General features: G+C 71.3%; 24 protein-coding genes. 11 read left to right on the forward strand and 13 right to left on the reverse strand.

Annotation, left to right across the window (positions count from 1 at the left end; all coding sequences use genetic code 11):
* Positions 1 to 3: 3 nt before the first annotated feature.
* The 6 genes from VGN18_RS01780 to VGN18_RS01805 all read right to left on the reverse strand — a co-directional run bounded on the left by VGN18_RS01780 (position 4) and on the right by VGN18_RS01805 (position 7038).
* Entirely contained in the window at positions 4 to 861 is an 858-nt protein-coding gene (locus VGN18_RS01780; protein ID WP_327537908.1) for a xanthine dehydrogenase family protein subunit M, read from the reverse strand.
* The gene (locus VGN18_RS01785; RefSeq protein WP_327537909.1) at positions 858 to 3329 is read right to left on the reverse strand and encodes a xanthine dehydrogenase family protein molybdopterin-binding subunit; all 2472 of its coding nucleotides are present in this window, start codon (positions 3327 to 3329) and stop codon (positions 858 to 860) included. Before VGN18_RS01785 ends, VGN18_RS01780 begins: the two co-directional genes overlap by 4 nt.
* Positions 3326 to 3814 carry a (2Fe-2S)-binding protein gene (locus VGN18_RS01790; protein WP_327537910.1) on the reverse strand — a complete coding sequence of 163 codons (489 nt, stop codon included), beginning with the start codon at positions 3812 to 3814 and terminating at the stop codon, positions 3326 to 3328. Before VGN18_RS01790 ends, VGN18_RS01785 begins: the two co-directional genes overlap by 4 nt.
* Before the next feature lie 87 nt (positions 3815 to 3901).
* Positions 3902 to 5038, reverse strand: a complete 1137-nt coding sequence (locus VGN18_RS01795) for an XdhC/CoxI family protein (protein WP_327537911.1) — start codon at positions 5036 to 5038, stop codon at positions 3902 to 3904.
* Positions 5031 to 6155: a vWA domain-containing protein gene (locus tag VGN18_RS01800; RefSeq protein WP_327537912.1), complete on the reverse strand. Its 1125-nt coding sequence runs from the start codon at positions 6153 to 6155 to the stop codon at positions 5031 to 5033. Before VGN18_RS01800 ends, VGN18_RS01795 begins: the two co-directional genes overlap by 8 nt.
* Before the next feature lie 10 nt (positions 6156 to 6165).
* The gene (locus VGN18_RS01805) at positions 6166 to 7038 is read right to left on the reverse strand and encodes a MoxR family ATPase (protein WP_327537913.1); all 873 of its coding nucleotides are present in this window, start codon (positions 7036 to 7038) and stop codon (positions 6166 to 6168) included.
* Between the two features lie 50 nt (positions 7039 to 7088).
* On the opposite strand from VGN18_RS01805, the gene VGN18_RS01810 reads away from it, so the two are divergent.
* On the forward strand, positions 7089 to 7679 hold the full coding sequence (locus VGN18_RS01810; RefSeq protein WP_327537914.1) for a nucleotidyltransferase family protein: 591 nt from the start codon (positions 7089 to 7091) through the stop codon (positions 7677 to 7679).
* Position 7680: 1 nt separating this feature from the next.
* Here VGN18_RS01810 and VGN18_RS01815 read toward each other — a convergent pair whose 3' ends face one another.
* Positions 7681 to 8508, reverse strand: coding sequence for a phospholipid scramblase-related protein (locus tag VGN18_RS01815; RefSeq protein ID WP_327537915.1), 828 nt, complete (start codon positions 8506 to 8508; stop codon positions 7681 to 7683).
* Between the two features lie 50 nt (positions 8509 to 8558).
* The gene (locus tag VGN18_RS01820; protein ID WP_327537916.1) at positions 8559 to 9089 is read right to left on the reverse strand and encodes a gamma carbonic anhydrase family protein; all 531 of its coding nucleotides are present in this window, start codon (positions 9087 to 9089) and stop codon (positions 8559 to 8561) included.
* Between the two features lie 127 nt (positions 9090 to 9216).
* Between VGN18_RS01820 and thrS the strand changes: the two genes are divergently transcribed.
* The 4 genes from thrS (at position 9217) to VGN18_RS01840 (ending at position 14270) form a co-directional block, all read left to right on the forward strand.
* A complete protein-coding gene (gene thrS / locus VGN18_RS01825; RefSeq protein WP_327537917.1) occupies positions 9217 to 11262 on the forward strand; it encodes a threonine--tRNA ligase in 2046 nt (681 codons plus the stop codon).
* Positions 11263 to 11327: 65 nt separating this feature from the next.
* Complete coding sequence (locus VGN18_RS01830; RefSeq protein ID WP_349259810.1) at positions 11328 to 11801, forward strand: HIT domain-containing protein; 474 nt, start codon at positions 11328 to 11330, stop codon at positions 11799 to 11801.
* A gap of 4 nt (positions 11802 to 11805) precedes the next feature.
* The gene (locus VGN18_RS01835; RefSeq protein WP_327537919.1) at positions 11806 to 12882 is read left to right on the forward strand and encodes an amidohydrolase family protein; all 1077 of its coding nucleotides are present in this window, start codon (positions 11806 to 11808) and stop codon (positions 12880 to 12882) included.
* Positions 12883 to 12956: 74 nt separating this feature from the next.
* Complete coding sequence (locus VGN18_RS01840) at positions 12957 to 14270, forward strand: MFS transporter (protein ID WP_327537920.1); 1314 nt, start codon at positions 12957 to 12959, stop codon at positions 14268 to 14270.
* 3 nt (positions 14271 to 14273) lie between these two features.
* Here the strand turns inward: VGN18_RS01840 and VGN18_RS01845 are convergent, their stop codons facing one another.
* From VGN18_RS01845 to VGN18_RS01865, 5 genes are all read right to left on the reverse strand, one after another.
* Entirely contained in the window at positions 14274 to 15716 is a 1443-nt protein-coding gene (locus VGN18_RS01845) for a beta-glucosidase (protein WP_327537921.1), read from the reverse strand.
* Positions 15713 to 16624 (reverse strand): carbohydrate ABC transporter permease, encoded by a 912-nt coding sequence (locus VGN18_RS01850; protein WP_327537922.1) that lies wholly within the window; start codon positions 16622 to 16624, stop codon positions 15713 to 15715. The genes VGN18_RS01845 and VGN18_RS01850 overlap by 4 nt, the downstream gene beginning before the upstream one ends.
* Positions 16621 to 17595, reverse strand: coding sequence for a sugar ABC transporter permease (locus VGN18_RS01855; protein WP_327537923.1), 975 nt, complete (start codon positions 17593 to 17595; stop codon positions 16621 to 16623). The genes VGN18_RS01850 and VGN18_RS01855 overlap by 4 nt, the downstream gene beginning before the upstream one ends.
* 84 nt (positions 17596 to 17679) lie before the next feature.
* Positions 17680 to 19038 (reverse strand): ABC transporter substrate-binding protein, encoded by a 1359-nt coding sequence (locus VGN18_RS01860; RefSeq protein ID WP_327537924.1) that lies wholly within the window; start codon positions 19036 to 19038, stop codon positions 17680 to 17682.
* A 167-nt stretch (positions 19039 to 19205) separates the two neighbouring features.
* A complete protein-coding gene (locus tag VGN18_RS01865; RefSeq protein WP_327537925.1) occupies positions 19206 to 20243 on the reverse strand; it encodes a LacI family DNA-binding transcriptional regulator in 1038 nt (345 codons plus the stop codon).
* Between the two features lie 218 nt (positions 20244 to 20461).
* On the opposite strand from VGN18_RS01865, the gene rpsP reads away from it, so the two are divergent.
* The 6 genes from rpsP (at position 20462) to lepB (ending at position 24026) form a co-directional block, all read left to right on the forward strand.
* Complete coding sequence (gene rpsP / locus VGN18_RS01870; protein WP_327537926.1) at positions 20462 to 20938, forward strand: 30S ribosomal protein S16; 477 nt, start codon at positions 20462 to 20464, stop codon at positions 20936 to 20938.
* 1 nt (position 20939) lies between these two features.
* Positions 20940 to 21176, forward strand: coding sequence for an RNA-binding protein (locus tag VGN18_RS01875; protein WP_327537927.1), 237 nt, complete (start codon positions 20940 to 20942; stop codon positions 21174 to 21176).
* Between the two features lie 53 nt (positions 21177 to 21229).
* Entirely contained in the window at positions 21230 to 21730 is a 501-nt protein-coding gene (gene rimM / locus VGN18_RS01880; RefSeq protein ID WP_327537928.1) for a ribosome maturation factor RimM, read from the forward strand.
* A complete protein-coding gene (gene trmD, locus VGN18_RS01885) occupies positions 21727 to 22452 on the forward strand; it encodes a tRNA (guanosine(37)-N1)-methyltransferase TrmD (protein WP_327537929.1) in 726 nt (241 codons plus the stop codon). The genes rimM and trmD overlap by 4 nt, the downstream gene beginning before the upstream one ends.
* A gap of 186 nt (positions 22453 to 22638) precedes the next feature.
* Positions 22639 to 22995 (forward strand): 50S ribosomal protein L19, encoded by a 357-nt coding sequence (rplS, locus tag VGN18_RS01890; protein WP_327537930.1) that lies wholly within the window; start codon positions 22639 to 22641, stop codon positions 22993 to 22995.
* A gap of 53 nt (positions 22996 to 23048) precedes the next feature.
* Entirely contained in the window at positions 23049 to 24026 is a 978-nt protein-coding gene (lepB, locus tag VGN18_RS01895; protein WP_327537931.1) for a signal peptidase I, read from the forward strand.
* Positions 24027 to 24040 lie beyond the last annotated feature (14 nt).

A 24040-nucleotide genomic window follows, 5' to 3' on the forward strand; every position in this document is an offset into this window, starting at 1 on the left:
CCCCTAACTTCCAGATGCGGCCAGAACGGCCCGCTTGGTCAATACCCTCGCCAGGTGTTCACGGTAGTCCGACTTGCCGGACAGGTCCGAGGGTGCCGACGTTCCCTCGGCGGCGTGCTCGGCCGCGGCGCCGATGGCCGCGGCGCTCGCGTCGGCGCCGGCGAGCGCCGATTCGACCGCGGCCGCCCGCAGCGGGGTCGAGCCCATGTTCGTCAGCCCGATGCGGGCCTCGGAGATGGAGCCGTTCTCCCGCTTGACCAGCGCGGCCACCGCGACGATCGACCACGCCTGCGCGACCCGGTTGAACTTCTCGTAGTGCGACGACCAGCCCGCCCCGAGCTTGGGCACCCGGACGGCGGTCAGCACCTCGTCCGGGCTGAGCGCGGTGGTGAGGTAGTCGAGGAAGAACTCGCTCGCCGGGATGCGGCGCTCGCCCCCCGAGCCGGTGGCCACGAACTCGACGCCGAGCGCGAGCGCGACGGCCCCGAGGTCGCCCGCCGGATCGGCGTGCGCGAGCGCGCCGCCGAAGGTGCCGCGGTGCCGCACCTGCGGATCGGCCACCGTGCCGGTGGCCTGCGCGATGAGCGGTGCGTGCTCGGCCACGAGCGCGTCGTGCATGACCTCGTGGTGCGTGGTCATCGCGCCGATGACGATGGCGTCGCCGTCGTCGCTCACGCCGCGCATCTCCTCGACCCGGCTGACGTCGACGATGGTCGACGGGTAGGCCAGTCGGAGCCGCAGCACCGGGATCAGGGACTGGCCGCCGCCGAGGATCTTGCCGTCCTCGCCGGCCTCGGCCAGGGCCGAGACGGCCTCGGCGACCGTGGTCGGCCGGGCGTAGTCGAAGGCCGCGGGAATCATGAGTTGGCTCCGTCCGAGGTGGAAGTACTGGCTCCGCCGTAGGCGTTCGTGCCGCCCTCGGCCCGGTGCGCGCCGCCGCCACCGCTGGCGGTGTCGCCGCCGTGGATCGCCCGCCAGACCCGTTCGGGGGTGGCCGGCATCTGGATGTCGTTCACGCCGTACTGGCGCAGCGCGTCGACCACGGCGTTGATGACCGCCGGCGTGGACGCGATGGTGCCGGCCTCGCCGACGCCCTTCACCCCGAGCGGGTTCGATGTCGACGGCGTGACCGTGCGATCGGTGACGAACGAGGGCAGGTCGGCCGCCGACGGCAGCGTGTAGTCGACGAAGGTGCCGGTGGTGAGGTTGCCGTCGTCGTCGTAGACGGCCTCCTCGAACAGCGCCTGCGCGATGCCCTGCGCCAGGCCGCCGTGCACCTGACCCTCGATGATCATCGGGTTGATCGGGTTGCCGATGTCGTCGACGCAGACGTACTTGCGGATCTTGGTGAAGCCCGTTTCGGTGTCGATCTCGACGGCGCACAGGTGCGTGCCGTGCGGGAAGGAGAAGTTCTCCGGGTCGTACACCGCGTCGGAGTCGAGCGAGGGCTCGACGCCGTCGGGCAGGTTGTGGGCCATGAACGTCGCGAACGCGACCTCGCCGATGGACACCGCCGAGCCGGGGGAGCCCTTCACCGAGAAGGAGCCGGCGGCGAAGTCGAGGTCGTCCTCGTTGGCCTCGAGCAGGTGGGCCGCGATCTTCCTGGCCTTCTCGATGACCTTCTCGGTGGCCTTGACGATGGCGATGCCGCCGACGGCCAGCGAGCGGGAGCCGTAGGTGTCGAGACCCTTGGGGGAGGACTGCGTGTCGCCGTGGATGATCTCGACGTCCTCGAAGGCGACGCCGAGCTGGTCGGCGACGATCTGGCTGAACGCCGTCTCGTGACCCTGCCCGTGCGCGCTCGCGCCGGTGACGACCTCGACCTTGCCGGTGGCCAGCATGCGCACCGACGCGCTCTCCCAGCCGCCGGCGCCGTAGGCCAGCGAGCCGAGGACCCGCGACGGCGCGAGGCCGCACATCTCGGTGAACGTGGAGATGCCGAGCCCGATCTGCACCGGATCGTTGCTCTCGCGGCGCTGCTTCTGCTCGGCGCGCAACTCGTCCCAGCCGATGAGTTCGAGGGCCTTGTCGGTGGCGGCCTCGTAGTTGCCGCTGTCGTAGGTCAGGCCCGCCACCATCGTGTACGGGAACTCCTCGTGCGTGATCCAGTTCTTGCGGCGCAGCTCCATCGGGTCCATGCCGAGCTCGGCGGCGAGCTCGTCCATGATCCGCTCGATCGCGTAGGTGGCCTCGGGCCGGCCGGCGCCGCGATAGGCGTCGGTTGCCGTCTTCGTGGTGAAGATGCCGTCGCAGACGAAACGGTAGGCCGGGATCTTGTAGATGGCCGGAAACATGAACGCGCCGAGGATCGGCACGCCCGGGCCGACGAGGCGCAGGTAGGCGCCCATGTCGGCGAGCAGGTGGACGTCGAGGCCGGTGACCGTGCCGTCGCGCTTGGCCGTGATCGTGATGTCCTGGATCTGGTCGCGGCCGTGGTGGGCCGACATCAGCGACTCGGAGCGGGACTCGGTGTACTTGACCGGCTTGTTCAGCTTGCGGGCGACGAGGGTGGTGATGACCTCCTCGGGTGTCACCGGGATCTTGCCGCCGAAGCCGCCGCCGACGTCGGGCGCGACGACGCGCACCTTCTGCTCCTCGATGCCGAGGGTCAGCGCGAGCATCGTGCGCAGGATGTGCGGGATCTGCGTGGCCGAGTGCACGAGCACGCCCTCGCCGATCGGCTGGACGACGGTGGAGCGGGGCTCCATGAACGCCGGGATGAGGCGCTGCTGGATGAAGCGGCGCTTCACGGTGACCTCGGCGTTGGCCAGCGCGTCGTCGATCGGGGCGCCGGTGCCCGCGGCGCCGGCCTCGAAGGCCCACGTGTAGGACTTGTTCGACGCGGTGTTCGGGTGGACGAGCGGCGAGCCCTCCTTGATCGCGTCCTCCATGTCGAGGATCGCGGGCAGCGGCTCGTACTCGACGTCGATACCCTCGAGGGCGTCCTGCGCCGCCGCCTTGGTGCGGGCGACGACGACGGCGACGCACTCACCGACGTGGTTCACCTGGGTGACGGCCAGCGACGGCGCGCCCGGGTTGACCATGTCGGGGGTGACGGGCCACGCGCAGGGCAGGTTGCCCTGGGTGTCCTTGAAGTCCTGGCCGGTGTAGACCGCGACGACGCCCGGACGGGTCTTGGCCTCAGTGGTGTCGATCGAGGTGATGGTGGCGTGGGCCATCGGGCTGCGCAGGATGGCGAGGTGCAGCATGCCCGGCAGCACCATGTTGTCGCACCAGGTGGTCCGCCCGGTGATGAGGTGACGGTCCTCCTTGCGCTTGCGCGGCTGGCCGATCTGGAGGGTGGCCGGCTTCTCTTCGACTGCGGTCATGCCGACACTCCGCTTCCTGTGGTGACATTGCCGGCCGCCGCCTGCACGGCCCTGACGATGTTCTGGTAGCCCGTGCAGCGGCACAGGTTGCCCTCGATGCCCGCCCGGATCTCTTCCTCGGACGGGTTGGGGTTGTTCTTCAACAGGTCCCGACAGGCCATGATCATCCCCGGCGTGCAGAACCCGCACTGCAGGGCGTGCTGCTCGTGGAACGCGGTCTGCATCGGGTGCAGGTTGCCGTCCTCGTCGGCCAGGCCCTCGATCGTGGTGACCTCGCTGCCGTCGGCCTGCACGGCCAGCACGGTGCAGCTCTTCACGCTCTGCCCGTCGAGATCGACGGTGCAGGCACCGCAGTTGCTCGTGTCGCAGCCGACCACCGTGCCGACCTTGCCGATCTGTTCTCGCAGGTAGTGCACGAGCAGGGTTCGCGGCTCCACGTCGTCGGTGTACTTGACTCCGTCAACCGTGACATCGATCTTGGTCATGCTGCCTCCACGCAAAGGATCAACGACGAAATTCGACGCTACCGTGACGGCCCGTCACGCGGGAGTCTGACTTTCCTGGCCAAACGGCTAGTTACGTTCCAGGGCCAGATCTGCTGTTCCGACGTTGCGGTGGATCGGGCCCTCGATGAACCGCAACTGCGTGCCCGTGCCGCCCCACCGGGAACCGATGATTTCGGCCGCGATGGACACCGCGGTCTCCTCCGGGGTGCGCCCGCCGACGTCGAGGCCGATCGGGGCGTGCAGGCGGGAGAGGTCGTCGTCGGTGAAGCCGAGCTCGCGCAGCCGGGCGGCGCGGTCGTCGTTCGTGCGGCGCGAGCCCATGGCGCCGAGGTAGGCCAGCGGCATCTTCAGCGCGATCTCGAGCAGCGGCACGTCGAACTTGGGGTCGTGGGTGAGCACGCACACGACGGTGCGCTCGTCGACCTCGGTCTTCTCCAGGTAGCGGTGCGGCCAGGCGACGATGACCTCGTCGGCCTCCGGGAACCGCTTCTTGGTGGCGAAGGTCGGGCGGGCGTCGCAGACCGTCACCCGGTAGCCCAGGAACGAGCCGATGCGGGCGACGGCGGCAGCGAAGTCGATCGCCCCGAACACGATCATGCGGGGGCGCGGGGCGTAGCTGGCGACGAAGACCGCGATGTCGTCGCCGCGCCGCTCGCCGTCGGGGCCGTAGTGCAGCACCCCGGTGTTGCCCTGCCGCAGCAGGCCCTGGGCGTCGTCGCCGACGGCGGCGTCGAGCCGGTCGCTGCCGAGCGTGCCGGTGACGGCGTCGGGGCGCACGACGAGCCGCCGGCCGACGCGGTCGGCAGCAGGGCCGCTGATCACGGTGGCCACCGCCACCGGGCGCCCCTCGCGGATGTCCTCGGCGATCGCGCCCAGCTCCGGGAAGGTCTCGCGGTTGACGCGCTCGACGAAGATGTCGATAATGCCGCCGCAGGTGAGGCCGACCGAGAACGCGTCGTCGTCGCTGACGCCGTAGCGCTGCAGGACCGCCTCGCCCGATTCGCGGGTGCTCTCGGCGAGCTCGTACACCGCGCCCTCGACGCAGCCGCCGGACACGCTGCCGACGGCCGTGCCGTCGGGGCCGACGAGCATCGAGGCGCCGGGCTGGCGCGGCGCCGACTTCCAGGTGCCCACCACGGTGCCCAGCCCGACCGTGTCGCCGGACTGCCACCAGGTCTCGAGGTCGCTCAGCACGTCACGCATCAGCAATCACATCCGCCAGGGTATGTAGCGCGTCCAGGGTGTGGCCGGCCAGCAGCTCGTCCAGGTGCGGGAGGGCGGCCGTCATGCCCGCGGTGGCCGGCGCGAAGCCCTCCTTGCCGCGGTGCGGGTTGACCCAGATCAGCTTGTAAGCCAGCCGGGCCAGGCGGGCCATCTGCTCGCCGAGCAGCTCCGCGTCGCCGCGTTCCCACCCGTCCGAGGCGAGCACCACGACCGCACGCCGGGCCGTGCCGCGCTGCCCCCAGAGGTCGAGGAACGCCCGCAGCGACTCGCCGAGCCGGGTGCCGCCGCTCCAGTCGGGCACCGCGCTGCCGGCGGCGGCCAGGGCCTGCTCGGGATCGCGCAGCCGCAGCTGCCGGGTGATGCGGGTGAGGCGGGTGCTGACCGTGAAGACCTCGGTGCTGTTCGGGGCGACCCGCACGGCGGCGTGGGCGAAGCGCAGCAGCACGTCGGCGTAGGGCGACATCGATCCGCTGACGTCGAGCAGCAGGACGAGGCGGCGCGGCTTGACGCGGGGACGGAAGCGAGCGAGCGTGGCCGGCTCCCCGCCGTCGCGGAGCATCGTCCGCACGGTGCGCGAGATGTCGACGTGGTCGCGGCCGCGCGGGCGGCGCCGCCGGGTGCGGCGCGAGCCGACCTTCGGGGCGAGCAGGGCGATGAGCTGGTTGATCTCGTCGCGTTCGAGCTCGGTGAGGCCGGTGACGTCGCGGTGGCGCAGGATCTCGGTGTCGCTCGCGGCCGTGCGCAGCTGCTCGTCGTCGGGCTCGGCGTCGTCGCCCTGCCCATCGTTGCCGCCGATCGGGCGCAGCTGCAGCACCTGGGCCGGCGGCCCCTGAGACGACGGTCCGGGCAGCGGCGGCACGCGCCCGCGGAACCAGGCGTCGAAGACGGCGTCGTAGCGGGGCAGGTCGTCGGGCTCGGCGCACAGGGTCACCCGGCCGGCCCAGTAGACCTGCTCGGCGTCCATCGGGTCGACGTGCGTCAGCGCGTCGAGTGCGGTCGTGAGCCGGGTCGCGTCGGCGGCGATGCCGTTGGCCCGAAGCGCGCGGGCGAAGCCGGTCATGGTGATGACCGGATCCGGCACCTCGACCTGCGTCACCGGGCGGACCTCAGCCGCCCAGCAGCGAGGCCAGCTCGCGCTGCACCCGGGCCATGTCCTCGTGGTACTTCAGCACGGCGCCGAGCGTCTCCTCGGCGTTCTCGGCGGTGAGCTGCGCGGCGCCGAGCACGTGCAGCGCCTGGGCCCAGTCGATCGTCTCGGCGATGCCCGGCGGCTTGAGCAGGTTGGACTCGCGCAGGCGGCCGACCGCGGTGGCGACCTGGCGGGCCAGCTGCTCGGTGACCTCGGGGAGGCGGCGGCGCACGATCGCGACCTCGCGGGCGAAGTCCGGGTGCGCGACCCAGTGGTAGAGGCAGCGGCGCTTCAGGGCGTCGTGCACCTCGCGGGTGCGGTTCGAGGTGATGATCACCAGCGGCGGCACCTCGGCGGTGATGGTGCCCAGCTCGGGGATCGTCACCGAGTTCTCGGCCAGCACCTCGAGCAGGAACGCCTCGAACTCGTCGTCGGCGCGGTCGATCTCGTCGATGAGCAGGGTGGCCGGGTGCTGCTCGAGGGCCTGCAGGATCGGCCGGGCGACGAGGAACCTGCGGTCGTAGAGGGACGCCTCGAGCTGGGCGCGGTCGGCGGCGTCGCCGGCAGCTCGCAGGTGCAGGATCTGCCGCGGGAAGTCCCAGTCGTAGAGGGCCTGGCTGGCGTCGATGCCCTCGTAGCACTGCAGCCGCAGGAGGGTCGCTCCGGTGATCTTCGCCAGCGCCTGGGCCAGCGCGGTCTTGCCGACGCCCGGGTCGCCCTCGAGGAACAGCGGCCGCTTCATCCGCATCGCCAGGAACGCCGCCGTGGCCAGACCCCTGTCGGGCAGGTAGCCCGCGGCGTCGAGCGCCTCGGAGACGGCGGTGGGATCGGCGAACGCGGCGGCCTGCATCCTTCGAGCGTACTGACGGGTGGCCTACCTACACTCCGAGCGTGATACGCGTGGCCGGAGCCGTTCTCGCCGCCGGTTCGGGCACCCGCATGGGCCGGCCGAAGGGCGAGCTCGTGGTCGCCGGCGAGCGGTTGCTCGACCGGGCGGTCCGGACGCTCGTCGAGGCCGGCTGCGACCCGGTGATCGCGGTCGTCCGCGAAGGCGTCTCGGTAGCGGGCGCGAACGCCGTCGTCAACCCGGACCCCGACCGGGGGCAGCGCTCGTCACTGCAACTCGCGGTCGACGCCTCGGCCGGCTGCGACGCCCTCGCCGTGCTGCTCGTCGACACGCCCGGCATCGGTACCGAAGCCGTGCGGACCGTGCTGGCCGGCTGGCGCCCCGGGCGGATCGCTCGGGCGAGGTACCGCGGCGGCCGGGGCCATCCCATCGTCATGGACCGGGCCCTCTGGCGCGAGGGGCTGGGGCACGCCGTCGACGATTCCGGGGCCCGGCTGCTGATGCGGATCAAGCATCACCTGGTCGACGAGATCGCGGTGCCGGGCGACCCGTCCGACCTCGACACCCCCGACGACCTCGCCCACTTCCTCTCGTCTGCCCCGGATACGCGGTCGACGAGAGGGGAGGCGGACGCGGGGGAGTGACTCAGCCGAAGCCGCGCGAGTCCTGCTTGAGGGCCGTGTCGACCGACACCGCGGCGGCGAGGACGAGCGAGCGCAGCGGCTCCTCGAGCGGGCGGTGGATCTGCACGACGTAGTTGTCGGCCGTGGTGAACATCGTCTTGGCCAGGCCCTCCCACGTCTTGGTGATGCGAGCGACCTCGGTGTCGGTGTGGTCCTTGATCGAGAAGTTCCAGGCGCGCCAGTTCTCGCCCTGGATCATCCCGTAGGTGTGGCCGCCCGATTCGAGGCCGAAGCGGATCTTGCCGATCGCGTTCTGCTGCACGATCTGCCCGATCTCGCGCCCGGCCGGGTCCTCGACGATGATCCGCGACTTCACGAACTTGGCCGGCCGGGTCAGTGCGAGCACCGGCGTGCCCTGCATGTCGACGATCTGCAGCTTGTGGGTCATGTACTGGTCGAGCGAGGTGAGGAAGCGGGCGGCCTTCTTCAGATTGCTCTGCCCGACCTCGCGCACCGCCCCGATCTGGTTCGAGTGCTGGTCGTAGACGGCGTACTCGTTGTTGATCTCGAGCAGCTTCGCCTTCTGGTTGACGACGAGCACCGGCTCGGTGAACAGCGAACCGCCGCCCGCGAAGGCGGCCACTCCTGCGGTGCCGGCGCGCTGGACGTCGCGCTGGATCTTCTCCGGCGCGCGCTGCACCGTCGGCACGTGGCTCGGGGCGCCCGGCGGGTCGATGCCCGGGCGACCGTGCGAGTTGACGTGTTCGGTCCACTGCTGCCCGTCGAAGTAGCGCTTCTCGTGTCTTCCGGACGGGTCGGCGTACCACCCGGCGGGCGTCGGCTGCGTCATGCGCACACCTTAGGGCCCGCTGATAGCCGTGCACTGGGTCGGTTGCCGGGTCAGTTCTCGATCCGGTGCGTGCCGACGGCGTGCCGCTTGGCCAGCTCGGGGTAGTAGACCGGGTTCATCTTCACCCAGAACTCGGCGGGTGTGCCGTCGATCGGGCCCTTGACGGCGACCGGGACGCCCATGGCCAGCACGCCGGGCGGGATCTGCTTGCCCGGCGGCACCAGCGACATCGCCGCGATCATCGACCGCGCGCCGATCCGCGCCCCGTCGAGCACGACGCAGCCGTTGCCGACCAGCGCCTCCTCCTCGACGAACGCGCCGTGCACCATGCACTGGTGCGCGATCGTCGCCCGCGGGCCGATCTCGGTGGTGACGTCCGGGGTCGTGTGGATGACCGTGCCGTCCTGGACGTTCGCGCCCCCGCGCACGATGATCGGGCCGTCGTCGCCCCGCAGCGTCGCGCCGTACCAGATCGACGCGCCGGACTCGATCGTCACGTCGCCGATGATGGTGGCGGTGGGCGCGATCCACGCGTCCTCGGCGATGCTCGGACGCTTGCCCTCGTACTCGAAGAGGTTCATCGGATCCTTCCGGCTGCGGGGGTTTCGGGGGATAAGCGGTCGGGCGCCCCGGGCGCCCGCACTAGCATCCCTGGGGACAGATCAGTCCACCACGCAGCCCACCGGCTGTCGTCGCGAAGGAGCCCCGTTGACCGCCAGCGTCAGTCCAGCCGAATCCGCCCGAGTCGTCCCGGTGGCGGCCGGCGAGACGGCGCTCGACGCGCTGCGCGAGGCCGGGGTCGAGCTCACCGGAGCGCAGGGCGCCGTGGTCGTGCGCGACCCCGACGGCGTGCTGCGGGACCTCGAGTGGGCGCCCGACACCGCCACCGACGTCGAGGCGGTCGCGGCCGAGTCGCCCGACGGTCTGGCCGTGCTGCGCCACTCGGCCGCGCACGCGATGGCCCAGGCCGTCCAGGAACTCTTCCCGGGCACCCTGCTCGGCATCGGCCCGCCGATCGAGGACGGCTTCTACTACGACTTCCTGCCCGACCGTCCGTTCACCCCCGAGGATCTCGCCGCCATCGAGAAGAAGATGGGCGAGATCATCAAGGCGGGCCAGCGCTTCCACCGGCGGCCGATCGACGACGACCAGGCCCGCATGGAGCTCGCGCACGAGAAGTTCAAGCTGGAACTGATCGGGCTGAAGTCCACCGCATCCGGCGAGGAGGCCACCGAGGTCGGTGCGGGTGGGCTCACCATGTACGACAACCTCGACGCCAAGACCGGCGAGCGGGTATGGACCGACCTCTGCCGCGGGCCGCACCTGCCCAGCACCCGGCGCATCCCGGCGGTCAAGCTCATGCGCAGCGCCGCGGCCTACTGGCGCGGCAGCGAGAAGAACCCGCAGCTGCAGCGCATCTACGGCACCGCGTGGGCCAGTCGCGACGACCTCAAGGCCTACCTCACCCGGCTCGAGGAGGCCGCCAAGCGCGACCACCGCAAGCTCGGCGTCGAACTCGACCTGTTCAGCTTCCCCGACGAGCTCGGGTCGGGGCTGGCGATCTTCCACCCCAAGGGCGGCATCCTGCGGCGCGAGCTCGAGGGCTACGTGCGGCAGCGCCACATCGACGAGGGCTTCGAGTTCGTCAACACCCCGCACATCAGCAAGGACGGCCTGTTCCACACCTCGGGCCACCTGCCTTACTACTCCGACACCATGTTCCCGCCGATGCAGCTGGAGGGGTCGGAGTACCGGCTCAAGGCGATGAACTGCCCGATGCACAACCTGATCTACGCCTCCCGCGGACGCTCCTACCGCGAGCTGCCGCTGCGGCTGTTCGAGTTCGGCTCGGTGTACCGCTACGAGATGTCGGGCGTCGTGCACGGCCTCACCCGCGTGCGCGGTCTGACCATGGACGACTCGCACAGCTACTGCACCCCCGAGCAGGCGCCCGACGAGATCCGCAAGCTGCTGAACTTCATCCTCGGCCTGCTGCGCGACTTCGGCCTGGACGACTTCTATCTCGAGCTGTCGACCCGTGACCCGGCGTCGGACAAGTTCATCGGCTCGGACGAGGACTGGGCGAGCGCGACCAAGGTGCTCGAGGACACCGCCGTCGCGTCTGGCCTCGAACTCGTGCCCGACCCGGGCGGCGCCGCCTACTACGGCCCGAAGATCTCGGTCCAGGCGCGGGACGCGATCGGTCGCACCTGGCAGATGTCGACCGTGCAGCTGGACTTCAACCAGCCGGCCCGCTTCGAGCTGGAGTACCAGGCGGCCGACGGCTCGCGCCAGCAGCCGGTGATGATCCACTCGGCCAAGTTCGGCTCGATCGAGCGCTTCATCGGCGTGCTCACCGAGCACTACGCGGGCGCCTTCCCGGCCTGGCTGTCACCGGTCCAGGTCATCGGCATCCCGATCAGCTCGGAGCAGAACGACTACCTCGCCGACGTCGCGGCCCAGCTGCGCGCCCGCGGCCTGCGGGTCGAGGTCGACACCTCCGACGAGCGGATGCAGAAGAAGATCCGCACGGCGCAGAAGTCCAAGGTGCCGTTCATGCTCATCGCCGGCGCCACCGACGTCGAGGCCGGCGCGGTGTCGTTCCGCTACCGCGACGGGAGCCAGCGCAACGGCATCCCGATCGCACAGGCGATCGACGAGGTCGCCGACATCGTCGCCCGCCGGGTCAACGAGTCGCCGAGCGCCGAGCACTACGCCCCGGCGGTCGAGCCCGCGACGTCCGAGGAGTCGTGACCGAGGACGCCGGGCAGTTCGCAGGCGAGCCGGACAGCTTCGGTCGCCTGTGGACCCCTCACCGGATGGTCTACATCAAGGGTGAGGGCAAGCCCTCGCACGACGACGCCGGCGACGACTGCCCGTTCTGCGCCGCACCTGCGCGCAGCGACGAGGACGGCCTGATCGTCGCGCGGGGCGCGCACGTCTACGCCGTGTTGAACCTGTACCCGTACAACTCCGGGCACCTGATGACCGTCCCGTACCGGCACGTCGCCGGCTATCCGGAACTCGACGACGACGAGACCCTCGAACTCGCGCAGTTCACCCAGAAGGCGATGCGGGTGATCCGGGCGGTGATGGCGCCGCACGGCTTCAACCTCGGCATCAACCAGGGTCCGGTCGCCGGCGCCGGCATCGCGGCCCACCTTCACCAACACGTGGTGCCGCGGTGGGGCGGCGACACCAACTTCATGCCGGTCATCGGGCAGACCCGCGTGCTACCGCAGTTGCTGGCCGACGCCCGCGACGAGCTCTGCGCCGAGTGGGCGAAGGACTGACGACGTGGCCCTGCACCTGCGCGGCGTGTTCCTGCCCGACGAGACCGAGCGCGACGCCTGGGTGGTCGACGGGCGGCTGACCTTCGACCGGCCGGGCGGGGACGCCGACACGATCGCCTCCGGCGGCTGGATCATCCCCGGCCTCGTCGATGCGCACTGCCACATCGGCATGAGCCCGAACGGGTTCTTCCCCGAGCACGAGGACCAGGCCGCGATGGCCCGGCTCAACCTCGGCGCCGGCGCGCTGCTGCTGCGCGACGCCGGCTCGCCGGTCGACAACCGAGGCGTCCAGCAGCGCGACGACCTGCCCCGCCTGATCCGCGCCGGCCGCCACATCGCCGCGCCCCGGCGCTACATCCGCGAGCTCGGCATCGAGGTCGAGCCGGAGAACCTCGTAGCCGAGGTCGAGAAGCAGGTCGCTCAGGGCGACGGCTGGATCAAGCTCGTCGGCGACTGGGTCGACCGCGGCCTCGGCGACCTCGCGCCGCTCTGGCCCGACGACGTGCTCGCCGCGGCCATCGGGCGGGCCCACGAGCTGGGCGCGCGCGTCGCCGCCCACGTCTTCGGCGAGGACGCCCTCCCCGGCCTCATCGCCGCCGGCATCGACTCCATCGAGCACGGCACCGGCCTGGACGACGACAACATCGCGGCCGCCGCGGCGGCCGGGGCGGCCGTCGTCCCCACGCTGATCAACATCGACAACTTCCCGCAGATCGCGCTCGGCGGCGAGGCCAAGTTCCCGGCCTACGCCGCGCACATGCGGGCGCTGTTCGCGAGCTCGCGCGAGCGGATCCGCACCGCGTACGAGGCCGGCGTGCCCTTCTACACCGGTACCGACGCCGGCGGCTCCCTGCCGCACGGGCTGATCCGCGACGAGATCCGGGCCCTCGTCGGAGCCGGCATCCCCCAGGCCGACGTCGTCGCCCAGGCCTCGTGGCGCGGGCGCGAGTGGCTCGGGCTGCCCGGGCTCGTCGAGGGCGCCCCGGCCGATCTCGTCGTCTACGCCGCGGACCCGCGGCGCGACCTCGGCACCCTGTACAGCCCGCAGCGCACCGTGCTGCGCGGCGCCGTCGTCGCCTGATCCCGCCTTCCCTCCCGTCAGCCCCGTTTCCGGGGTCGGGCCGAGGGGAGGCGGTGGCTTAAGCTCGACCCGCCATGACAGCCGAGCCGCGCTCCGCCCTCCCGGGCTGGCTGCTCGCGTCGTCGGTCTACTTCCTGGCCCTGCTGCATCGCACGTCGCTCGGCGTGGCCGGGCTGCTCGCGCAGCAGCGCTTCGGCATCACCCCGGCCCAGCTGTCTGTCTTCATCTTCGTGCAACTCGGCGTCTACGCGGCCATGCAGGTGCCGACCGGCATCATGGTCGACCGCTACGGCCCGCGACGGCTGCTCGTCACCGCCTCGCTGATCATGGGCTCGGCCCAGCTGATCTTCGCCACCGTGCCGAGCTACCCGGCGGCCCTCGTGGCCCGGGCCCTGCTCGGGGCGGGCGACGCCCTGACCTTCATCAGCGTCGTCCGCTTCGCCGCGACGCACTTCGATCCGCGCCGCTTCCCGTTGATCGTCGCCGGTACCGGCATGCTCGGCACGCTCGGCAACATCGTCGCCACCCTGCCGCTCGCACTGCTGCTGCACAGCGCCGGGTGGACCTACGGGTTCGGGTCGGCCGCCGTGCTGTCGCTCGTCGCGGCCGCGGCCGTGTTCGCCCTGCTGCCCGATTCGACGCCGCCGCCGCGGGCGGTGCACGGGTTCGCCGAGCTGCGTATCGGGGTGCGGGCCGTCGGCACCCGGGTGCGGTCGGCGTGGTCGCTGCCCGGCACCCGCCTCGGCTTCTGGGTGCACTTCGCCAGCATGTCCACGGCCACCGCGTTCGGTGTGCTCTGGGGCAGCCCGTACCTGATCCGATCGGCCGGGTTCAGCCCGTCCGGGGCCGGGGCGGTGCTGATGTGCGGCGTGATCCTGGCCGCGGTCGTCTCGCCGGTGTTCGGGTGGCTCATCGGGGTGCGCCCGATCGCGCGGGTGCCGATCTGCCTCGCCATGTGCGGCCTGACCATCACCGGCTTCGTCGTGCTCGCCACCGCCTTCGGCGATCACCCCCCACGCGCGTACGTCGTCACCCTGTTCGTGGTCATGACCGTGGGCGGCCCGGTGTCGATGGCCGCCTTCGCGCTGGCCCGCGACTACAACAACGCCCGCACGCTCGGCACCGCGTCGGGCGTGGTCAACGTCGGCGGTTTCGTCGCCACCGTGATCATCGCGCTCGGTATCGGCTGGGTGCTCGATGCGATGGGCGGCACGACCCCGCACAACCTGCGGTGGGCCGTGCTCGTCGCCGTCGCGGTCCAGCTCCTCGGCGCGATCCGGCTCGCGGTCTGGTGGCGCCGGGTGCGCCACTTCGCGCTCACCGAGCAGCGCCACGGCCGCGACGTGCCGGTCACCGTGATCCGGCATCGGTGGGATCTGCCGGTCTGAGGCTCACCACCCGTTGTCGGCGACGACCTCGCGGTACCAGTGGGCCGAGCGCTTGAGCGTCCGCCGGCCCGTCGCGAAGTCGACGTGCACGATGCCGAACCGCTTCGACAACCCCCAGGCCCACTCGAAGTTGTCGAGCAGCGACCAGACGAAGTAGCCCCGCACGTCGACGCCCTGCTCGATCGCGGCGTGCACGGCGGCCACGTGGTCGCGCAGGTAGTCGAGCCGGTCGAGGTCGTCGACGGCTCCGTCGGCGGCCACGACGTCGTCGAACGCCGCGCCGTTCTCGGTGATCATCAACGGCAGGTCGGGATGGTCGCGGTGCACCCGCAGCAGCAGCTCGGTCAGGCTCGGCGCCTCGACCCGCCAGTTCATCGCGGTGTACGGCCCGGCCTGCGGGATCGACAGGGCGAGGTCGGTGCCGGGGTAGGGCGTCGGGCCCTCGGCCGCCTGCGGGTCGTTGACCCAGCCGCCGGCCACGCGCGCGCGCAGCTCGTCGGTCGGCGCGGCCACGAGCGTGGGGGAGTAGTAGTTCACGCCGAGCTGGTCGATCGGCGCGTTGATGATCGACTCGTCACCGGTCCGGACGAACGACCAGTCGGTGATGTGGCGCAGGTCGTCGAGCAGGTCGGCCGGATAGCGCCCGCTGAGCACCGGATCGAGGAAGAGCCGGTTGGCCAGCCCGTCGACGTGCCGGGCCGCGTCGCGGTCGGCGGCCGAGTCGGACGCCGCCCGCACCACGGCCAGGTTCAGCGTGATCGCCACGCTCGCCTCGCCCGGCAGCGCCGAGCGCAGGGCGGCGGTGCCGAGCCCGTGAGCGAGCAGCAGGTGATGCGCCGCGGTCAGGGCCGCCTCGTTGTCGGTGACGCCCGGCGCGTGCACCCCGGAGGCGTGGCCGAGGAACGCCGAGCACCACGGCTCGTTCAGCGTCGTCCACATCGGCACCCGGTCGCCCAAGGCGGTGCCGACGATGTGCGCGTACTCGGCGAAGTGGTGGGCGGTCTCGCGGTTGGTCCAGCCGCCGGCGTCCTGCAGCGGTTGCGGCAGGTCCCAGTGGTAGAGCGTCGCGACCGGCGTGACGCCCCGTTCGAGCAGGCCGTCGACGAGGCGGCGGTAGAAGTCGAGCCCGGCCGGATTCGCCGCACCCGACCCGGACGGCACGATGCGCGGCCACGCGATCGAGAAGCGGTATGCGCCCAGGCCGAGGTCGGCGATGAGATCGAGGTCCTCGTCGAGGCGGTGGTAGTGGTCGCAGGCGTGGTCGCCGGTCGTGCCGTCGACGATGCGGCCGGGGGTGTGGCTGAAGGTGTCCCAGATCGACGGTCCGCGGCCGTCCTCGGTCGCGGCTCCCTCGATCTGGTAGGCCGCGGTGGCACTGCCCCAGACGAATCCCGGGGGGAACGCGAGCTGCGGTGTGGCGCTCGCGCGCGTCTGGGTCGATGTCATCCTTTGACCGCTCCTTGCATGATGCCGCCGACGATGTGCTTGCCGAGCAGGGTGAAGACGATCAGGACGGGGAGCACGCCGTAGAGCGTTCCGGCCATGATCACGGACTGTTGCGGGGCGTAGCCGGTCGCGAGGCTCTGGAACGACACCTGGACGGTGGGGTTCTGCGAGCTGAGCGCGATGATCGGCCAGAAGAAGTCGTTCCAGGTCGTCAGGAACGTGAGCATGGCCAGCACGGCCATCGCCGGTCGCGCCGCCGGCAGCACGATCGAGCGGAACACTCGGAACGACCCGGCGCCGTCGACGTACGCGGCCTCGATCAGCTCGTCCGGGATCGCCCCGGTGAGGTACTGCCGCATGAAGAAGATGCCGAACGCGGTGACGAGCGTCGGCAGGATCACCGACTGCAGGTGACCGGCCAGGCCGAGGCGGGCCATCAGCATGTACAGCGGGATGATCCCCATCTGCGTCGGCACCATCATCGTGGCGATGCAGAACGCGAGCAGCGCGCGGGAACCGCGGAAGCGGAGCTTGGCGAAGGCGAAGCCGCCGAGCGTGCAGAACGCCACCGTCGCGACGGTCACCGCGCTCGACACCAGCACCGAGTTGACCAGGCCCTGGTTCAGCGGCGCGAGCTTGAGCGCGGCCTTGAGGTTGGTGAACAGGCTGCCATTCGGCAGCAGTGGCGGCACCTTGGCCGCCATCTCGGCGTTCGTGTGCGAGGCCATGACGATCGTGTAGTACAGCGGCAGCACCGAGACGAGGGTGACGATCGAGACGAGCAGGTAGGTGACCCAGCTCGGTCGCAGCGCTCCGACGCTCGACCGCCGGCGGTTCGAACGCGTCGCCGGGTTCGTCGCCGGGGCGACCACCACGGCGCTCGCGGTCTCGCGGACGGTCGCGGTCATGCGCTCGCTCCGGGCGTGACGGCCAGCGGCGAGGTCCGTCCGTCGCGGCGTTCGCGGCGCCGGGCCAGCCAGCTGTTGATCCCGACGGCGAGCAGGATCAGGACGAACATCGTCCAGGCCGTCGCCGACGCGAGGCCGAGGTGGTCGTAGGCCCAGCCCTGCTGGTACATCAGCAGGCCCAGGGTCTGGTACTGGTGCGACGACCCGCCGTTGGGCTGATGCGTCGGGTCGAACAGCAGCGGCTCGCCGAACAGCTGCGAGGCGCCGATGGTCGACACCACGATGGTGAACAGGATCGTCGGCCGCAGCCCGGGCAGCGTCACGTAGCGGAACTGCTGCCAGCGCGAGGACCCGTCGAGCACCGCCGCCTCGTAGAGCGAGGTGTCGATGGTCTGCATCGCGGCCAGGTAGATGAGCGCGTTGTAGCCGGTCCAGCGCCAGGTGACGATCGTCGACACCGCGATCTGGCTGGCCCACTTGTTGCCCTGCCAGTCGATGCGCGGCAGGTGCGCCAGGTCGTGCACGAGCCAGTTGATCAACCCGTAGTCGTAGCCGAACAGCTCGACGAAGATGACGGTCGCCGCGGCCAGGCTGGTGGCGTAGGGCATGAGCAGCGCGACGCGGAAGAACGTGCGCCCGCGCAGCGAGTGGTTGAGCAGGTGCGCGATGCCGAGCGCCAGGCACAGCTGCGGCACCGTCGAGATGATCCCGATCGTGATCGTGTTGCGCAGCGCGTTGTAGAAGAACTCGTTGGTGAACAGGTTGCGGTAGTTGCCGAGCCCGACCCAGGTCTGCTGGTCGTAGGTGCTCAGGCTGACGTCGTGCAGCGACACCCACGCGGTGTCGAGCCACGGGTAGACGCTGAACGCGCCGAAGACGAGGAAGAACGGGGCGATGTAGGCGTAGGCCGCGCGCTGGCCGGGCAGGCGGCGGCGCCGGACCGGAGCCGGTCGCGCTGCGGTGATCGCCATGCGGATCCTCCGTGGGGCCGGGGTGAGGGGCGGGGAGCGTCCGGGCCGGGGGATGGGCGGGTCCGGCCCGGACGCAGTCCCTGATCAGCCGGTGATCTGCTTGATCTGGTCGAGAGCGCTGCTGAACGCGCTGTCGGCCTTGGTGCCCTTCGTCTCCACGTTGGTGAGCTCGGTGGTGAAGGCGTTCTGGATCGGGGTGTCGTACAGCCCGATCGGCGGGATCTTCATCGACGCGGCGATCGAGCCGAACAGCGTGCCGACGGGCGCGTTGCTGAAGTAGGCGCTCGTCGCGCTGCGCACGCCGGGCTGCTCGGCGGCCAGCTTGTTCGACGGCCAGTGCCCGCCCTGCGCCTTCGCCGTCCACATGGTGACCTGCTGGGTGGCGTTGGTCGCCCACTTCACGAAGGCCACGGCCGCGGCCTGGTGCTTGCTCGCGGTCGGCACGCCGAGCCACGACCCGCCCCAGTTGGTGGCGCCACCGGGCAGCACCGGCGCGATGTTCCAGTGGCCCGAACCGGCCGGGCCGGCCTGGCCCTGGATGTAGCCCATCATCCAGGTCGGGCAGGCGAGGGCGGCGAACGAACCGGAGGAGAACGCCTTGTTCCACGGGTCGCTGAACTGCTGCAGCTTGGCGGTGATGCCGGCGGTCGCGGCGTCGGTGGCGTACTTCCAGGCCGTCTTCACGCCGTCGCTGTTGGCGACGTCGGCCTTGCCCTGGGCGTCGGCGTAGGCCTCGGTGCCCTGGTAGACCGCGGTGGAGAAGATGCTGGCCGCGCTGTCGACGAAGTGCGAACCGGCCTGCTTGCCGGCGGCCGCCTGGTACTGCTTGCCGAACGCGATGAAGTCCTCCCAGGTCTTCCATTTCGTCGCGAGCGTCGCCGGGTCGGCGGGCAGGCCGGCCTTCGCCAGCAGGTCGGGGCGGTAGCAGATCGCCTCGGGGCCGGCGTCGGTGCCGAGGCCGACCGTGTCGGTGCCGTCGGCGCTGGAGGCCTGCTGCCACTTCCAGTCGTAGAACGACGACTTCAGGGTGGCGGAGTCGGACAGCTTCGCGAAGTTCACGAACTGCTTGCTGTGGTTCGCAACGACGTCGGCGACGAACCCGATCTCGATGCCCTGGACGTCGTCGAGGCCGGTGCCCGACGCGAGGTGGGTCTTGAGCTTGGTCCAGTAGTCGGCCGACTGCTCGACGTCGTCCTCCTTGATGGTGATGTTCGGGCAGGCCTTCTGGAACGCGGTGTAGAGCCCGTTCTCCTTGTAGCCGAAGGTGCCGAACAGGCCGACGGTGAGCGTGGTCTTCGCGGTCGTGCCGCACGGGCCGGCCTTGCTGTCGGCCGCCGGTGAGGAGTTGCCGGTCGAGCCGCTGGACGAGCAGGCGGCCAGCACCGAGGCGGCGATCGCCCCGGCGGCGGCGGCCCGGATGGTCCGGGTGACGGTGGTGCGCATGAGTTCCCCCAAAGGCGGAGTGAGTGGACGGCGACGTGGGACAGGTAACGTGGACGGTGCGGTCGTGAGAGCGCTCTCACGTGCTGGCACAGATTTTGTTCGCGATCCGGCGAAAGTCAAGAGGTGGCGGCGTGGCGACGCCGGTGTGACCGGATCGTTATGTTCGCTCAGGCGGTCTGGCGCAGCACCAGTTCGGTGGCGAGCACGGTGCGCTGGCGGGGTCCGGGCCCCGCGTCGACGGCGCCGGTGCGGGCCAGCAGGACCCGGGTCATCGTGCGCCCGAGCTCGTCGAGCGGCTGGCGCACGGTGCTCAGTGCGGGCGCGGCCAACTGGGCCTCGCGCACGTCGTCGAAGCCGATGACCGCGACGTCCTCGGGCACCCGGCGGCCGTGCTCGGCGAGCGTGCGCAGAGCGCCGAGCGCCATCAGGTCCGAGGCCACGAAGACCGCGTCGAGTTCGGGGTGCTCGCGCAGCAGCATCTCCATCGCCGCGGCCCCGCCGTCCAGGGTGAAGTCGCCCTCGGCGAGGGGTGGCCCGTCCGGATCGAGCCCGGCCGACCCGAGGGCGGCGCGGAAGCCGGCGAGGCGGTCCCGGCCGGCCGACATGTCGAGCGGGCCGGTGATCGTGGCGATCGCGCGGCAGCCGCGGTCGATGAGGCGTGCGGTGGCGATGCGGGCGCCGCCGACGTTGTCCGAGTCGACGCTGAACAGATCGGTCTCGGCCGCGAAGGGGCGCCCGTTGAGCACCGTCGGCACGCCGAGCCCCTCGAGGTCGCGGGCCAGCGAGTCGTCGCCGTGCAGCGACACCAGCAGCACACCGTCGACGTGCCCGCTGCCGACGAACTGCACGAACTGGCGACGCTCGGCCGCCGTCGCCGCGATGGCGAACACCAGCTGCACGCCGCAGCGGGCCGCCTCGCCCTGCGCCCCGCGCAGTACGCCGAGGAAGTACGGGTCGTGGAACATGCGGTCCTCGTTCTCGGCCACCAGGAAGGCGATCGAGTCGCTGCGTCGCGTGACCAGCGAGCGGGCGGCGTGATTGACCGAGTAGGAGAGCTCGGCGGCTGCGGCGAGCACGGCGTCACGGGCCCGGGGGCTGACGTTGGCCGCCCCGCGCAGCACCCGGCTCGCGGTCGCGCGGGATACGCCGGCGCGCGCGGCGACCACCTCGAGGGTCGGCCGCGGTTCGGGCGGCGACACGGTCATCCGCGGGGTCGGGCTGCTGGCACGGGTCGCAGTGTAGGGCCAGCACCCTCGGCGGACGGGGCATGCGCGGACATCTGGCAGAATGGCCCGTTGAGTACCGGCTGGGGTGCGGACCCTCTCACCGCGCGTCGGCCAGTCCATCCGGGCGTCCGGAACCGGTGTACCCCACCCGGAGCCGTACGCCCAACCCCTGTCCCAAGTCTGGAGCACCCACCACCGTGGCCACCAAGATCAAGCTGATGCGTCTGGGAAAGATGCGTGAGCCGCACTACCGAATCGTCGTCGCCGACTCGCGCACCCGTCGCGACGGCCGCTCGATCGAGACGATCGGCGAGTACCACCCCAAGAACGACCCGTCGGTCATCCGCGTCGACGGCGAGCGTGCCGCCTACTGGCTCGGCGTCGGCGCCCAGCCGACCGAGGCCGTCGCCGCGATCCTCAAGGTCACCGGCGACTGGCAGAAGTTCAAGGGCCTGCCGGCCCCGGAGCCGATGAAGGTCGCGGCCGAGAAGCCCGACAAGCAGGCGCTGTTCAACGCCGCGCTGGCCGAGGTCTCGGGCGATTCGAGCGCCGAGGCGACCACGCCGAAGAAGAAGACCGCCAAGGCCGAGCCGAAGGCCGAGAAGGCCGAGGCCCCGGCCGACGACGCGAAGGCCGCCGAGCCGGCCGCGGCGGATGAGTCGGCGGGCAGCTGACATGCTCGAGGAGGCCCTCGAGCACCTGGTCCGCGGCATCGTCGACCACCCGGACGACGTCCGGGTCGACATGATCGACAACCGTCGCGGTCAGCGTCTGGAGATCCGGGTCCACCCGGAGGACCTCGGGCGCGTCATCGGCCGCAACGGGCGCACCGCCAAGGCGCTGCGCCAGGTCATGAACGGCGTCGGGGGCAAGGGCATCCGCGTCGACGTCGTCGACGTCGACCGCCACTGACCGCGCGAGCCGGCACCGAACGCAGCATCGTGGGAAGCGCACCGTCGGACTCCGTGACGGTCGGGCGAATCGGCCCGGCCCGCGGGGTCCGCGGTGACGTCTTCGTGCAGCCGTTCACCGACGAGCCCGACGAGCGCTTCGCGGTGGGTTCGGTGCTCGACACCGAGCCCGCCGAGCGCGGCCCGCTCACCGTCGAGGCCCTCAACCTGAGCGGCCCCAAGATGGTGCTGCACTTCGCCGGTGTCGACGACCGGGCTGCCGCCGAGGCCCTGCGCGGTGTGCGGCTGGTCATCGCCGCCTCGGAACGTCCGGAGATCGACGATCCGGACGAGTTCTACATCTCCGACCTCGTCGGGCTCACCGCTCGCGGCGTCGACGGCGCCACGCTCGGCCCGGTCCGCGACGTCATCGACATCGCCGGGGCCGACTACCTCGTCCTCGACATCGACGGCGCCGAGCGACTGGTGCCGTTCGTCGAGGCCATCGTGCTGACCGTCGACGTGCCCGGCGGCGTGGTCGTGATCGATCCGCCCGAGGGGCTCTTCGAAATATGAGTCGGGACCTCCGGCTCGACGTCGTCACGATCTTCCCCGACTACCTGGCCCCGCTGCACCAGGCGTTGCTCGGACGCGCCATCGCCCGCGGTCAGGTCGAGGTCGGCATCCACGACCTGCGCCGGTGGACCGACGACGTCCACCGCACCGTCGACGACACCCCGTACGGCGGCGGCCCGGGCATGGTGATGCTGCCCGAGCCGTGGGGCCGGGCGCTGGACGAGATCGCGCCGCCGGAGTCGGTGCCGCAGCCACGGCTGATCGTCCCCACTCCGGCCGGGCGCCCCTTCACCCAGGCGACGGCGGCCCGCCTCGCCGCCGAGCCCTGGCTGCTGTTCGCCTGCGGCCGTTACGAGGGCATCGACGCCCGGGTCGTCGAGTACGCCTCCACCCGCATGGAGGTCGAGGAGATCTCGCTCGGCGACTACGTGCTGTCCGGGGGGGAAGTGGCCGTGCTCGTCATCGCCGAGGCGGTGTCGCGCCTGCTGCCCGGGGTGCTGGGCAACACGCTGTCGGCGGTCGACGACTCCTTCGCCGCCGGGCCCGACGGACTGCTCGAAGCGCCGTCGTACACGAAGCCGGCGTCCTGGCGCGGCCTGGACGTCCCGGACGTCCTGCTCTCCGGGCACCACGCGGCCATCGCCGCCTGGCGTTCCGAGCGCAGTCGCGAGCGCACCGCGGCCCGCCGCCCCGACCTGCTCGACGCCCCTCCACCGGCGTGACGACCCCACGGATCGGCTGAGCAGTCGGCCTCCGGTTTCGGATCGGCCCCCCGCCTGTGGCATCATCGTGGGGTTGCCCGCTGCGCGTCAGGTTTGCGCGCGCGGCAGCCACCGGGCGGACACGTGAGCACGACGCCGCCGGAACCACACGACCGACTAGACACAGATCGAGAGCGAAGCTGCGACATGAACACCCTCGACACGATCGATGCCGCCTCGCTGCGCACTGACGTCCCCGACTTCCGCCCCGGCGACACGCTGAAGGTTCACGTGCGGGTCATCGAGGGCAGCCGGTCCCGCATCCAGGTCTTCCAGGGCGCGGTCATCCGCCGCCAGGGCGGCGGCGTCCGCGAGACCTTCACCGTCCGCAAGGTGAGCTTCGGCGTCGGCGTCGAGCGCACCTTCCCGGTGCACACCCCGGTCATCGAGAAGATCGAGGTCATGACCCGCGGCGACGTCCGGCGCGCGAAGCTGTACTACCTGCGTGACCTGCGCGGCAAGAAGGCCAAGATCAAGGAGAAGCGCGAGACCGTCGCGCGCTGACCCGGGGCTGACCCAGGTATATGAGCGAAGAAGGGGCGGGACACGGCGAGCCCGTGTCCGGCCCGGCCCAGCCGGAGGCCGCTGCGCCGATGCCGCCGGCCCCCACGCCGGCGGACGCTGCGCCGGGAGCGCCCGCTGCACCCGTCGAGGGTGAGCGCGAGACCCGTCTGGCTCGGCGCCGCCGCCTCAAGCACGAGAAGAAGCACCGCAAGGCGCCCTGGTGGGAACTCCCGGCCCTCGTCGCGCTGGCCATCGGCATCGCGATCATCGTCAAGACCTTCGTCGTCCAGCCGTTCTACATCCCGTCGGACTCGATGGAGAAGACGCTGCACGGCTGCACCGGCTGCCACGGCGACCGCATCCTGGTGAACAAGCCGGCCTACGACATCGGCGATCCCAACCCGGGCGACATCGTGGTGTTCCACGCGCCGACCGGCTGGGACTCCGAACCGGCCAGCACCCCGCCGAGCAACCCCATCACCCGGACGATCCGCGGCTTCGGCCAGCTCGTCGGCTTCGTCCCGCCCGACGGCCAGGTTCTCGTCAAGCGGGTCATCGCCGTCGGCGGCCAGACGGTCAAGGGTGACGCCGCGGGCCACGTCATGATCAGCACCCACGGTCCGAGCGGGCCGTACCGCACTCTGACCGAGCCCTACGTCTACGCCCCCGCCACCGAGTCGGCCAACCAGGTGGCGTTCGGCCCGGTGACCGTCCCGAAGGGGCGGCTCTGGGTCATGGGCGATCACCGCACCGACTCGGCCGACTCGCGCTTCCACTGCACGCCCGGCGGTCCCGAGGGCACCGTCAACGACGCCAATTGCGACCCGACGGCGAGCACCGTCCCGGTCGGCGACGTCATCGGCAAGGCGTTCGTGATCGCCTGGCCGCCGTCGCGCTGGAGCACGCTCGGCACGCCGACGACCTTCGACAGCAGTGCCATGGGGGCCGGCGCGGCCGCCGTGCCCGGCGCGCTCTCGCTGGCCACCGTCGTGCCCCTGTTCCTGGTGCGGCGGCGCCGCCGACGGCGCTAGCCGCGAGTAACGTC

Origin of the sequence: Jatrophihabitans sp. (assembly GCF_036000465.1) — a bacterium.
In the GTDB taxonomy this organism is placed as follows: domain Bacteria; phylum Actinomycetota; class Actinomycetes; order Mycobacteriales; family Jatrophihabitantaceae; genus Jatrophihabitans.

What these genes read in the sequence shown, in the direction of transcription:
- VGN18_RS01780 (WP_327537908.1), bottom strand. Translation starts at nt 861, where the DNA reads ATGATTCCCGCGGCCTTCGACTACGCCCGGCCGACCACGGTCGCCGAG.
- VGN18_RS01785 (WP_327537909.1), bottom strand. Translation starts at nt 3,329, where the DNA reads ATGACCGCAGTCGAAGAGAAGCCGGCCACCCTCCAGATCGGCCAGCCG.
- VGN18_RS01790 (WP_327537910.1), bottom strand. Translation starts at nt 3,814, where the DNA reads ATGACCAAGATCGATGTCACGGTTGACGGAGTCAAGTACACCGACGAC.
- VGN18_RS01795 (WP_327537911.1), bottom strand. Translation starts at nt 5,038, where the DNA reads ATGCGTGACGTGCTGAGCGACCTCGAGACCTGGTGGCAGTCCGGCGAC.
- VGN18_RS01805 (WP_327537913.1), bottom strand. Translation starts at nt 7,038, where the DNA reads ATGCAGGCCGCCGCGTTCGCCGATCCCACCGCCGTCTCCGAGGCGCTC.
- VGN18_RS01815 (WP_327537915.1), bottom strand. Translation starts at nt 8,508, where the DNA reads ATGACGCAGCCGACGCCCGCCGGGTGGTACGCCGACCCGTCCGGAAGA.
- VGN18_RS01820 (WP_327537916.1), bottom strand. Translation starts at nt 9,089, where the DNA reads ATGAACCTCTTCGAGTACGAGGGCAAGCGTCCGAGCATCGCCGAGGAC.
- VGN18_RS01830 (WP_349259810.1), top strand. Translation starts at nt 11,328, where the DNA reads ATGGTCTACATCAAGGGTGAGGGCAAGCCCTCGCACGACGACGCCGGC.
- VGN18_RS01840 (WP_327537920.1), top strand. Translation starts at nt 12,957, where the DNA reads ATGACAGCCGAGCCGCGCTCCGCCCTCCCGGGCTGGCTGCTCGCGTCG.
- VGN18_RS01845 (WP_327537921.1), bottom strand. Translation starts at nt 15,716, where the DNA reads ATGACATCGACCCAGACGCGCGCGAGCGCCACACCGCAGCTCGCGTTC.
- VGN18_RS01850 (WP_327537922.1), bottom strand. Translation starts at nt 16,624, where the DNA reads ATGACCGCGACCGTCCGCGAGACCGCGAGCGCCGTGGTGGTCGCCCCG.
- VGN18_RS01855 (WP_327537923.1), bottom strand. Translation starts at nt 17,595, where the DNA reads ATGGCGATCACCGCAGCGCGACCGGCTCCGGTCCGGCGCCGCCGCCTG.
- VGN18_RS01860 (WP_327537924.1), bottom strand. Translation starts at nt 19,038, where the DNA reads ATGCGCACCACCGTCACCCGGACCATCCGGGCCGCCGCCGCCGGGGCG.
- VGN18_RS01865 (WP_327537925.1), bottom strand. Translation starts at nt 20,243, where the DNA reads ATGACCGTGTCGCCGCCCGAACCGCGGCCGACCCTCGAGGTGGTCGCC.
- VGN18_RS01875 (WP_327537927.1), top strand. Translation starts at nt 20,940, where the DNA reads ATGCTCGAGGAGGCCCTCGAGCACCTGGTCCGCGGCATCGTCGACCAC.
- trmD (WP_327537929.1), top strand. Translation starts at nt 21,727, where the DNA reads ATGAGTCGGGACCTCCGGCTCGACGTCGTCACGATCTTCCCCGACTAC.
- rplS (WP_327537930.1), top strand. Translation starts at nt 22,639, where the DNA reads ATGAACACCCTCGACACGATCGATGCCGCCTCGCTGCGCACTGACGTC.